Annotated in this window: 11 protein-coding genes; 10 read left to right on the top strand and 1 reads right to left on the bottom strand. The window is 43.2% G+C overall.

Translation table 11 applies throughout. The features are described 5' to 3' along the window. Positions 1 to 2: 2 nt before the first annotated feature. The 4 genes from rapZ to J2S23_RS08190 all read left to right on the top strand — a co-directional run bounded on the left by rapZ (position 3) and on the right by J2S23_RS08190 (position 3,716). A complete protein-coding gene (gene rapZ / locus J2S23_RS08175) occupies positions 3 to 893 on the top strand; it encodes an RNase adapter RapZ (RefSeq protein WP_307122229.1) in 891 nt (296 codons plus the stop codon). Then, on the top strand, positions 890 to 1,864 hold the full coding sequence (locus J2S23_RS08180; RefSeq protein ID WP_307122230.1) for a gluconeogenesis factor YvcK family protein: 975 nt from the start codon (positions 890 to 892) through the stop codon (positions 1,862 to 1,864). Before rapZ ends, J2S23_RS08180 begins: the two co-directional genes overlap by 4 nt. Beyond that, positions 1,861 to 2,772: a DNA-binding protein WhiA gene (gene whiA / locus J2S23_RS08185; RefSeq protein WP_307122231.1), complete on the top strand. Its 912-nt coding sequence runs from the start codon at positions 1,861 to 1,863 to the stop codon at positions 2,770 to 2,772. The genes J2S23_RS08180 and whiA overlap by 4 nt, the downstream gene beginning before the upstream one ends. Positions 2,773 to 2,840: 68 nt before the next feature. Beyond that, a complete protein-coding gene (locus tag J2S23_RS08190) occupies positions 2,841 to 3,716 on the top strand; it encodes an aldose 1-epimerase family protein (RefSeq protein WP_307122232.1) in 876 nt (291 codons plus the stop codon). A gap of 23 nt (positions 3,717 to 3,739) precedes the next feature. Here the strand turns inward: J2S23_RS08190 and J2S23_RS08195 are convergent, their stop codons facing one another. Then, on the bottom strand, positions 3,740 to 4,744 hold the full coding sequence (locus J2S23_RS08195; protein ID WP_307122233.1) for a LacI family DNA-binding transcriptional regulator: 1,005 nt from the start codon (positions 4,742 to 4,744) through the stop codon (positions 3,740 to 3,742). Between the two features lie 143 nt (positions 4,745 to 4,887). Between J2S23_RS08195 and J2S23_RS08200 the strand changes: the two genes are divergently transcribed. The 6 genes from J2S23_RS08200 (at position 4,888) to J2S23_RS08225 (ending at position 11,380) form a co-directional block, all read left to right on the top strand. Then, complete coding sequence (locus tag J2S23_RS08200; RefSeq protein WP_307122234.1) at positions 4,888 to 6,063, top strand: galactokinase; 1,176 nt, start codon at positions 4,888 to 4,890, stop codon at positions 6,061 to 6,063. Between the two features lie 22 nt (positions 6,064 to 6,085). Next, positions 6,086 to 7,552, top strand: a complete 1,467-nt coding sequence (gene galT / locus J2S23_RS08205) for a UDP-glucose--hexose-1-phosphate uridylyltransferase (RefSeq protein ID WP_307122235.1) — start codon at positions 6,086 to 6,088, stop codon at positions 7,550 to 7,552. Between the two features lie 189 nt (positions 7,553 to 7,741). Next, positions 7,742 to 8,698, top strand: coding sequence for an ABC transporter permease (locus tag J2S23_RS08210; protein ID WP_307122240.1), 957 nt, complete (start codon positions 7,742 to 7,744; stop codon positions 8,696 to 8,698). Beyond that, positions 8,691 to 9,656, top strand: a complete 966-nt coding sequence (locus J2S23_RS08215) for an iron chelate uptake ABC transporter family permease subunit (protein WP_307122236.1) — start codon at positions 8,691 to 8,693, stop codon at positions 9,654 to 9,656. The genes J2S23_RS08210 and J2S23_RS08215 overlap by 8 nt, the downstream gene beginning before the upstream one ends. After that, positions 9,653 to 10,402, top strand: a complete 750-nt coding sequence (locus J2S23_RS08220; RefSeq protein ID WP_307122237.1) for an iron ABC transporter ATP-binding protein — start codon at positions 9,653 to 9,655, stop codon at positions 10,400 to 10,402. Before J2S23_RS08215 ends, J2S23_RS08220 begins: the two co-directional genes overlap by 4 nt. A 21-nt stretch (positions 10,403 to 10,423) precedes the next feature. Continuing rightward, positions 10,424 to 11,380, top strand: coding sequence for a siderophore ABC transporter substrate-binding protein (locus J2S23_RS08225; protein ID WP_307122238.1), 957 nt, complete (start codon positions 10,424 to 10,426; stop codon positions 11,378 to 11,380). Positions 11,381 to 11,478 lie beyond the last annotated feature (98 nt).

Below are 11,478 nucleotides of genomic sequence, written 5' to 3' on the forward strand. Positions count from 1 at the left end.
AAATGTCAGAAAAACCTTTGCAATTAGTTGTCATTACAGGTATGAGTGGCGCCGGTAAAACAGTCGCTATCCAATCATTTGAGGATATGGGTTATTTTACCATTGATAACATGCCACCGGCACTCTTACCTAAGTTTATTGAGCTTTTAAGAACAAGTCAAGATAATGACAAGGTGGCTGTTGTTGTAGATATGCGCAGTCGTTCCTTCTTTGCCGATGGGGGATCGATTATTGATCAGCTGGACAGCAATGCATCTGTAGATGTCAAAATCCTATTCTTGGACGCTACTGATAATGAATTAGTTGCGCGTTATAAGGAAACTCGCCGTAGTCATCCAATGGCTGCTGATGGACGCGTCTTAGATGGGATAGCAAAGGAGCGAGAACTCTTAGCGCCTTTAAAAAGCACCAGTCAGCATGTCATTGATACGACAGAATTAACGCCTAGAAAGTTACGCCAAGCCATTATCGATTCGTTTTCAGATGATCATCAACAAGCCGCTTTTAGGATTGAAGTGGTGAGCTTTGGCTTTAAATACGGACTTCCTCTCGACGCGGACTTAGTTTTTGATGTGCGTTTCTTACCAAATCCTCACTATGTCCCTGAACTGCGTCCTCAAACAGGTCTGGATCAAGCTGTTTATGATTATGTAATGGGGCACGAGGCATCAGAAGCATTTTACCAACATTTAGTTGCCCTTATTAAACCGATTTTACCAGGCTATCAAAAAGAAGGGAAATCCGTCTTAACGATTGCTATTGGCTGTACAGGTGGGCAACATCGCTCTGTTGCATTTGCCAAGCGACTGGCAGAAGATTTGCAAACGCATTGGTCTGTTAACCTTGGCCATAGAGACAAAGATCGACGGAAAGAGACGGTAAACCGTTCATGAGAAAACCGAGAATAGTAGTTATTGGGGGAGGAACGGGGATTCCTGTACTACTCAATAACCTTCGTCAGCATGCCGTTGACATCACAGCTATTGTCACCGTGGCAGATGACGGCGGATCTTCAGGACAATTGCGCGAATCCATGCGAATGGCGCCACCTGGAGATTTAAGGAATGTCTTGGTAGCCATGTCAGATATGCCAAAAACCTATGAGCAGATATTTCAATACCGGTTTCATGAAAATGACGGACCTTTAGCAGGCCATCCTTTAGGGAACCTGATTATTGCAGGAATTTCTGAAATGAAGGGCTCACTCTACAATGCCATGCAGCTCTTGACTAAATTTTTCCATGTCACTGGGAAAATTTACCCATCTAGTGACAATGCATTAACCTTACATGCTGTGTTTAAGGACGGCACTGAAGTTGTAGGAGAAAGTCAGATTGCTAAGCATCAGGGGCATATCGATCATGTTTTTGTGACCAATAGTTATAACGACGAGGCGCCGACAGCGAGCCGTAAAGTGGTTTCCGCTATTATGGAAGCTGATATGATTGTTTTAGGGCCAGGTTCTCTGTTTACCTCAATACTGCCTAACATAGTCATTCCTGACATTTCAAAAGCCTTGTTGGAAACAGCAGCAGAAGTGGTGTATGTCTGCAACATCATGACCCAGAGAGGCGAGACCGAACACTTTACGGATGCCGATCATGTTGCAGTACTCAATCGTCATTTAGGCCAACCTTTTATCGACACGGTTTTAGTCAATATCGAGGAAGTTCCTCAAGATTATATGGATCTCCACCAATTTGATGAGTATTTGGTGCAAGTAACCCATGATTTTAAGGGATTACAGGACCAAGTACCACGCGTTATTTCATCTCATTTTGTTGAGTTTGAAAATGGCGGCGCCTTTCATGATGGCCCTTTGGTTGTCGAGGAACTTCTCAATATTATACGGGTGGCGAGATGAGTTTTACAGTTACCGTTAAAGAGGAATTAATAGCTTTATCAGGCCATGACAAGTCAGAGTTGTCTGCTATGATTAAATTATCGGGGAATTTAGGAATAGGTCAACAGGGCTTAACCTTATCATTATCTAGTGAAAACGCCAAGGTAGCCCGCCATGTCTATGAGCTTATTCATAGAAACTACGACGTCAAAGCAGATATCCGCTACCACCAGAAAACAAACCTCAAGAAAAACAGGGTCTATCAAGTTTTTTTAGACCAATTCGTCGAAGAAATTCTCAATGACCTCCATCTTGCCGATAGTTTTTTCGGTTTGGAGACAGGCATTACACCCTTTATCCTCTCTAACGAAGAGGCCAGTCGAGCCTATTTACGAGGTGCTTTTTTAGCGAGTGGCTCAGTCAAAGATCCTGAAAAAGGCAAGTATCAGCTGGAGATTGCCTCTATCTACAGTGACCATGCGACTGACTTGGCCCAATTAATGCAAGGGTTTTTGCTGGATGCTAAGGTTATTGAGCGAAAAAAAGGAGCGGTTACTTATCTGCAACGGGCAGAAGATATCATGGATTTCTTTATTGTGATTGGTGCAATGGTTGCGCGAGACAGTTTTGAAGAGGTCAAAATCTTAAGAGAGACACGCAATGATCTCAACCGAGCGAATAATGTTGAAACAGCTAACATCGCCCGAACGGTGTCAGCAAGTGTTCGTACCATTAATAACTTGGTCAAATTGGACGGCGCAATCGGACTAGATAATCTTCCAGCAGATCTACAAGAAGTTGCAACCCTACGGTTAGAACACCCAGATTATTCGATCCAACAGTTGGCTGATAGCTTAAGTCAGCCAATTAGTAAAAGTGGTGTCAATCATAGGTTAAGAAAGTTAAATAAAATGGCTGATGACCTTTGATTTAGACATCTGAAAAGGACCTTGTCCTTTTTTATACAAAGAGAATGTAACCGCTTTAAGGAGATAATATGTATTATTTGAAAAACGATGACCTATCTATAGCTATTAAACCACTTGGTGCTGAGCTCAGTTCCTTGAAAGACAAGGTAGGAACAGAATATCTGTGGCAGGGAGACCCTGCTCACTGGCCTGGTCAAGCACCAGTCTGTTTTCCGATCTGTGGGAGTCTGAGAGATGGTAAAGCTGTGACACAGGATGGTAAGTCAATCACTTTAGGCCGTCATGGTCTGGCACGGCGTCAAAACTTTGACTTCCTAGACCAGGATAAAGACTCTATACGTTTCATTTTAAGAGATAATGCGGAGACGTGTGAAGTTTTTCCCTTTGCCTTTGAATTGATAATTGGCTATGAGTTGGATGGGAAATCGGTCAAAACCACTTACGAAGTGCGTAATACTGGTGATGAAGCTCTGCCCTTCTTTATTGGTGGCCATCCGGCCTTTAATTGTCCAATAGAAGAGGGACTGGATTACAAGGATTATCAACTACGGTTTGAACATGGTATTGAGCCGTATGCCCATAAGAATATCAGCGGTGGCTTGTTAACGAGAAAAGAGCGTGTTTTAGTTCCATTTGAAGGAGAAGTGTTACCGTTGGATCAAGCTCTTTTTGAAGATGACTCAATGGCATTTGAAAACATTACAGCTAAGTCTGTTAGTCTTGAAACACGTTCTGGGGAAAAAGTACTTTCCTTTGATTATGAGGATTTTCCTAATCTGGTCATCTGGTCTTCAGGGACAAACGCGCCCTTTATTGCTCTAGAGCCGTGGACAGGACTTGCTACCTTTGACACAGAATCGGATATTTTTGAAGAAAAAATAGGTGTGAGCATCCTGCCAGTTGACGCCTCAAAAAGGTTTAGTTATACTGTAACAATTGCATAGAAAAAGGAGCAGCAGCTCCTTTTTTATATGCTCGATGCTCGGATGGTTAGCTTGGTAGCAAGGTTGACTTGTTTGACTGGCAAATCCGTTTCGTCACTGCTTAATTCCTGGTGGATGAGGTCCACAGCAGTAGCTCCCATTTCCTTTGTAAAAACAGTAACACTGGATAGAGCTGGATAGACATAGTTGGTCACAGCTGTGTCATTAAAAGAGATAAGGCTGACACGTTCAGGAACGGCAATCCGTTCTTCTTGAAGTGCCTTGAGGGCGCCGATGGCCAGATTGTCATTCGCTATAAAAAAAGCATGGGGAAGTTGGTCATTTTCCTGATGAATGAGCTTTTTCATCATTTGATAGCCACTTTCAGCTGTAAAAGCCCCTACTTTAAGCCATTGAGACTGATAAGCTTGTCGTTTTTCCAAGAACTGTTGAAAAGCAATCAATCGTTGGTCGGCAACCATTTCCTTTTCGTCAGCCGTATATTCTTGACCAGTTAGCATACCGATATCTTTGATCCCCTGCTGCCAAAAATGCTCTAGAGCTGTTTGGACACCAAAGGTAAAATCAGTCGTCACGCATGGAATACCATAGGCTAAGGTATTACTGTCTACAACAACTAAGGGAAGCTTATAGCTAGCCAGGTCTTTCAATTGGGTTTTACTAAACTTACCGATGGCAATGATGCCGTCTGCTTGCTTAATAGGTTCGAGGTCTTCTTGGTCAAAAATTCGGATGATTTCATAATGAAGATCTTGAGCTTGTTTTTCTAGACCTGTTCGGATAGCATAATAGTATAAGTCATCGAGTTCCTCATGTTCACTATACCACTGAATGACAGCGAGTTTGGACTGGCTTGTTTTGACAGGAGCTTTTTTCATATGCTTGGTGTAGTTAAGGGCATCAGCGGTGTCAAAAATTTTCTTACGGGTCTCGTCACTAACGGATAGGGTTTGGTCATAATTGAGTACTCGAGAAACAGTTGCGCTAGAGACCCCGGCTTTTTGGGCGATGTCTTTAATGGTTGCCATAATATCTCCTTCTCTAGTATTATTCAAACATTATACCATCAAATGAGCTGTAAGTAAAACATTATAAAAGTTTACTAAATATATTGAAATATTTACTTAAAAATTGTATAATTAAAGAAAAACAGCTTTAAATGGAGGTTTTTATGATAACTGAAGAACTACAACAAGCTTTCCTAGACGTTTTTGGTCAGAAAGCCGAGGCGACTTTCTTCTCACCAGGCCGTATTAACTTAATTGGGGAGCATACCGACTATAATGGCGGTCACGTCTTTCCGTGTGCCATCACACTGGGTACATTTGGTGCAGCCCGAAAACGCGATGACCAAAAGCTACGCTTTTACTCGGCTAACTTTGAGGACAAGGGTATTATTGAAGTCGACCTTAACCATCTCGTCAATGATCCAGAGCATAACTGGGCAAACTACCCTAAGGGTGTGCTCAAATTCTTGAAGGAGGCTGGGCATCCTATTGAGACAGGGATGGATGTTTATGTCTATGGGAATATTCCTAATGGCTCTGGCCTTTCCTCATCGGCCTCCCTTGAACTGTTGACAGGTATCATCGCTGAAGAACTCTACGGTCTTAATCTTGAGCGTCTCGATTTGGTCAAAATTGGGAAACAAACAGAGAACGACTTTATCGGTGTCAATTCAGGAATTATGGACCAATTTGCCGTTGGGATGGGAGCTGAAAATCAAGCGATTCTGCTTGATACCAATACCCTGAAATACCAACTCGCTCCGCTCGATTTGGGCGACAATGTCGTGGTCATCATGAATACCAAGAAACGCCGTGAGTTGGTGGATTCCAAGTACAACGAACGCCGAGCAGAGTGTGAAGAAGCGGTCAGCGAGCTGCAAGCTGGTGGCGTCGACATTCAAACCCTTGGTGAGCTGGACGGGCAATCCTTTGATCAGTATGGCTACTTAATTAAGGATGCTAATCGCTTGAAACGTGCCCGCCATGCCGTTTTGGAAAACGGTCGTACCATGCAAGCTTTTGCGGCCTTAGAAGCAGAAAACATCCCAGAATTTGGCCGCTTGATGAATGCTTCTCATGTTTCATTGGAGCATGACTACGAAGTAACTGGCCTTGAGCTCGATACTCTGGTTCACACAGCATGGGAGCAAGACGGTGTTGTTGGTGCCCGCATGACAGGTGCAGGCTTCGGTGGCTGTGCCATTGCTATTGTTGCGAAAGACAAGGTAGATACCTTTATTAAGGCTGTCGGTGACCATTACCGTGAGGTTGTGGGCTATGATGCTGAATTTTATGTTGCTGAGATTGCTGACGGGGCTAAAGTCTTGTCGCGTGCCTAATCGCTAGAATAAGGAGGAGCAAATGCCAACTCTTGTTCAACAATTTGTGACCACAGTCATCGCTCACGGGCTCTTTGAAGAGCTGGATCGGGCCTATCTGGTCAATCGTGTCTTTGCCTTAGTTGGAGAACATGACACAGAAGTAGCTGAAGAACTGTCCATTTTGGAACTCAAGGATGCCTTGGTAGCGCAAGCTATTACTTCTGGAAAGATTTCGGATTTAGCGGATGAGCAGGATATGCTAGGGGCTGAGCTCATGAACTTTATCACGCCGAGCCCTAGCCAGGTTAACCGTCAGTTTTGGGAGACTTATGCGGAAAGTCCAGAAAAGGCGATTGCTGATTTTTACCACCTTAGTCAGGCCAATGACTACATCAAAGTGAAGGCGATTGCCCAAAATATTGCCTTTGAAACAGAGACAGAGTTTGGAGCGTTAGAAATCACCATTAACCTTTCTAAGCCTGAAAAAGATCCTAAAGCAATTGCGGCTGCCAAAGCAATGCCATCCTCTGACTATCCAAAGTGCATGCTCTGCCTTGAAAACGAAGGCTATCAAGGGCGTATTGGCTATCCTGCTAGGACCAATCACCGGATTATTCGTTTTGACCTGCAAGGGCAAACATGGGGCTTCCAATACTCACCCTATGCCTACTTTAACGAACATTGTATTTTCCTGCATGGCCAGCATGTTCCCATGGGCATCACGCCAGCAACCTTTAGTCGGCTTCTAGATATTGTTGAGCAATTCCCAGGTTACTTCGCTGGCTCGAATGCCGATCTTCCGATTGTTGGCGGTTCTATTTTGACCCATGACCATTACCAAGGAGGTCGTCATACCTTCCCGATGGAGAAGGCGCCTATTGAGACACCTGTAGCCTTTGCTGGTTTTGAATCGGTAGAGGCAGGTATTGTCAAGTGGCCGATGTCAGTCCTTCGCTTGCGCTCAAAGAGCAAAGCAGATATCTTAGCCTTGGCTGAAAAAATTCTGGCAGCTTGGCAATCATACTCAGACGATACTTTACAGATCAAAGCTGAGACTGACGGGACACCGCATCACACGGTGACGCCGATTGCTAGACGCGTGGGTGACGCTTTTGAACTGGATTTGGTCTTACGTGACAATCAGACGTCCGAGGAATTTCCAGACGGGATTTACCATCCCCATCCGGATGTCCAACACATCAAAAAAGAAAATATCGGCTTGATTGAGGTCATGGGGCTTGCTATCCTACCACCCCGCCTTAAGGCTGAAATGGCAGAAGTAGAAGACTATTTGCTTGGAAAGAGCCAGCATGTCGCTCCATACCATCAAACATGGGCCGATCAGATTTTAGCCAAACACCCTTCCATCACGCCAGCTAATGTGACTGCGATTATCCAGCAGGAAATTGGTCTCGTCTTTAGTCGCGTACTTGAAGACGCTGGGGTCTATAAACGCACACCAGAAGGACAAGCTGGTTTTCTAAGGTTTGTCACTAGTATCAAATAATTAAAACTGAGGGCAGCGTTGCTGTCTTCAGTTTTTTGTCTTTGTAGCACTACGTTATCCGATAGCAGGCTAACTTTTGGGTCCTTTTAAAATCATTAAATTGTCAGATAATTTTAATAAAAGCTTGCATTTTATGAAAAATTTTGTTAAGGTAGATGGGTAAAAAATGTAAAGAGGGGGTAGTTTAGCATAAAAAGGAATTTCTTTTTAGGAGGTCTTTTAATAGTACTTTCTCTATTTTCCTTAACAATCGGGGCTAGAACAGGATTTTCTTGGTCCGCTTTGTTCGCTGGGGATCAAAACATGTGGCTTATTTTTCAAGCCTCTAGGTTACCTCGTACGCTAAGTATTCTCCTAGCTGGGTCGTCCATGTCCGTAGCTGGTCTCTTGATGCAGACCATGACGCAAAATCCCTTTGCAGCACCGTCGACAGTTGGTACTGTTGAAGCTGCTCAATTAGGCTTATTGTTGAGCCTCTTTGTCTTTCCGCAGGCAACATTAGCTCAGAAAATGACCTTTTCGTTTTTGACAGCGATTCTATTAACACTGCTTTTCCTAAAGTTGGTCAAAAGTTTACCAATCAAAGAGCAGTGGGTCTTACCCTTAATAGGAGTTGTTTATAGTGGCATTATCGGTTCTCTAGCCACTATCGTCGCCTATCGTTTTAATTTAGTGCAGTCCATGTCTTCTTGGTTACAAGGGTCCTTTGCCATGATTCAATCCAATCAGTACGAATGGCTTTTTCTGAATCTAATCATCTTAGTATTGGCCTGGGCTCTGTCATCAGGGTTAACCCTGATGGGTTTGGGCGAAGACTCTAGTCGTGTTTTGGGATTGTCTTACCGACGTTATGAAGTCTTAGTTATTGTGTTAGTGGCGCTGACGACTAGTGTCACGATTATGACGGTTGGCTCTCTTCCTTTCTTAGGAGTGATCGTTCCAAATGTTGTGAGATTATATCAAGGGGATCATTTGAAGCGTTCTGTTTCGACAATAGCCTTAGCTGGAGCTTGCTTGGTGATGATTTGTGATATTCTGGCTAGAGTCGTTATTGCGCCCTATGAAGTGTCTGTTAGTGTGATTTTGGGGATTCTTGGAAGTTTAGGATTTGTCATGCTTTTATGGAAGGGACGTGTTTATGAGTAACTCAAGTTCCTCAAGGAAATGGATCACTAGTTTACTGGTCCTGGCTATACTGGTGGCAGTGCTTTACGTCCTTCCCTTTGGCTCTCCTTTAACGACTTACGCCTTAAAAGCAAGAAGTCAGAAATTACTTGCTTACTTTATAATCGCTGTAGGTGTTAGCTTTTCAACTGTTAGCTTTCAAACCTTAACAGGCAACCGTTTTTTAACACCTAGCATTTTAGGGTTAGAAGCTGTCTATGTCTTGCTTCAAACCATTTTGTACTGGTTATCTTGGCGTTTAGTAGGCGATCTCTTTCTCCACCCTATCCTTGAATGCTTGATTTTGATAGCTGTGCAATCTGGCTTTTTCTTTCTGTTACAGCCGGCTTTGAAACAGTTATTAAATCAAGGCTTACACTTGATTTTACTCATCTGTATGGCGTTGGGTACCATGATTCGTAGTTTATCGACCTTTATCCAAGTCACCATGGACCCCAATGAGTTTGACCAACTTCAATCCAGATTATTTCCAAGCTTTCAGCGAATGAATGTCTCAATTCTAGGTCTTGGATTCGGTCTAATATGTTTCTTTGCTCTCATTCTTTGGAAGAAATCAGCCATCCTTGATGTCCTCCATTTAGGGACTGAGTCAGCCACCATTCTAGGAGTCGAAGTTGTGAGAGAAGAGCGGCTATTACTCTGGGTTATTGCCATGATGGTGGCGACAATCACTGCCTTGGTTGGCCCTTTAAGTTATTTAGGGTTTTTGGTAGCTAATCTAACTTATCAGCTCGTAAAAACATATCGTCATCAAGAACTTTTTGTTGTAGCGAGTCTCCTAGGATTTCTGATATTAGTCATTGGTCAATTTGTTATTGAACGTATCTTAGGCTATCGTTTTAACATCAGCATGATTATCGAACTTATTGGCGGCCTACTCTTCTTTTACTTAATCTTTAAGGAGAAAAAACACCTATGAAATTAGAAGCGATTTCAAAACATTTTGGGGATGAAGCTGTTCTGATCGATATCTCCATGGAAGTCCCATCTGGGAGCTTCACAGCTTTTATCGGGCCAAACGGAGCAGGCAAATCCTCCCTCATCAATATTATGAGCCGTTTGTTGCCCAAAGAAAGTGGCTACCTCTGGATCAAGGGGCAGGAAATTGAGGCTTGGGACCATAAAGCGTTAGCGAGAGAACTTTCTTTACTCAAGCAATCCCAGCATTACCATACCCGATTGCGAGTGGAAGAGTTAGTTAGCTTTGGACGTTTTCCATACAGTGGCAATCGTCTAACAGAAGAAGACCAGACTAAAATTCAAGAAGCAATAGCCTACATGGGACTAGAAGGATTCAAGGATCGCTACATCCATACCCTGTCTGGTGGACAGTTGCAACGGGTTTATATCGCTATGGTTCTAGCCCAGGACACGGATATCATTCTCCTTGATGAGCCACTCAACAATTTGGATATGAAGCAAAGTATTGCCATGATGACCATTTTACGGAAATTAGTGGACGATTTAGGCAAAACGGTGGTCATTGTTATTCACGACATCAATATCGCTAGTCGCTATGTCTACCATATGGTTGCCTTTAAAGATGGTCAGGTCTTTGAATCTGGCCCCACAGCTACCGTTATGACCAAGTCAGTCTTGGACAAGCTCTATGACATGTCAGTGCGAATCGTCGATATAGACGGCAAACAACATTGTATTTATTAAAAAAGAAAAGGAAAACATAAAATGAACAATTGGTTAAAAAAATTATCAGTCCTCTTAGTTGCTATGCTAACAAGCTTCATGCTCATCGCCTGCTCTAACACATCGAACACGACATCAGAAACGACTAAAACAAGTGAAACTGCAGCAGAAGTGACCATTGGTGACGTTACTGTGCCAGTCAACCCTCAAAAAATTGTGACCTTTGATCTCGGAGCTGCAGATACCATTCGAGCAATTGGCTTTGAAGAGGCAATTGTAGGTTTGCCGACTCAGGGTCTACCAGCTTATCTCTCAGACCTGTCAGATCTCACCAGTGTCGGAAACATGAAAGAACCGGATTTAGAAGCTATTGCAGCTCTTGAACCAGACCTGATTATTGCATCAGGTCGCACGGCAGATTATGTAGCCCAGTTTAGTGAAATTGCACCAACTATCATGTTTGAGGTGGACAATACAGACTACTGGACTTCGGTAAAAGGGAATATCACAGCACTTGCTAGCATCTTTGGTGAAGATGCTGTGGCAGAAGCAGAAAAACAATTGGCCAATCTCGATAGCCAAATCGCTGACATAGCCTCGGCCAATGAAGCTTCAGATAAAAAAGCCCTTGCCATGGTCTTGAACGAAGGGAATATGGCTGTTTCTGGTCCTAACTCACGCTTTGCTTTCTTATATAGCACACTTGGTTTCCATCCGACAGAAGCAGAGATTGAAGAGTCACGTCACGGTCAAGAGATTAGCTTTGAAGGGATTAGCGAAATCAACCCCGATCTTATTTTTGTCTTAAACCGTACCCTAGCCATCGGTGGGGATAATTCAAGCAATGAAAGCCTCTTGCAAAACGAGTTGGTTCAAGCCACAAAGGCAGCTCAAAACGATGGTATTGTGAACTTGACCTCTGACCTCTGGTACCTCTCAGGAGGTGGTCTTGAATCCACACAATTAATGATTGACGATGTTAAAGATTATGCGAAATAATAGGCTAAATTTCAAGTAGAAGTTAGCCATTTTTAAGAAACTGTGCAGGAGACAAATAGTTCAGTATTTTCTTAGGATAATGATTGATCCAATTTTCG

It is taken from the genome of Streptococcus moroccensis, assembly GCF_030812835.1.
Lineage (GTDB): Bacteria > Bacillota > Bacilli > Lactobacillales > Streptococcaceae > Streptococcus > Streptococcus moroccensis.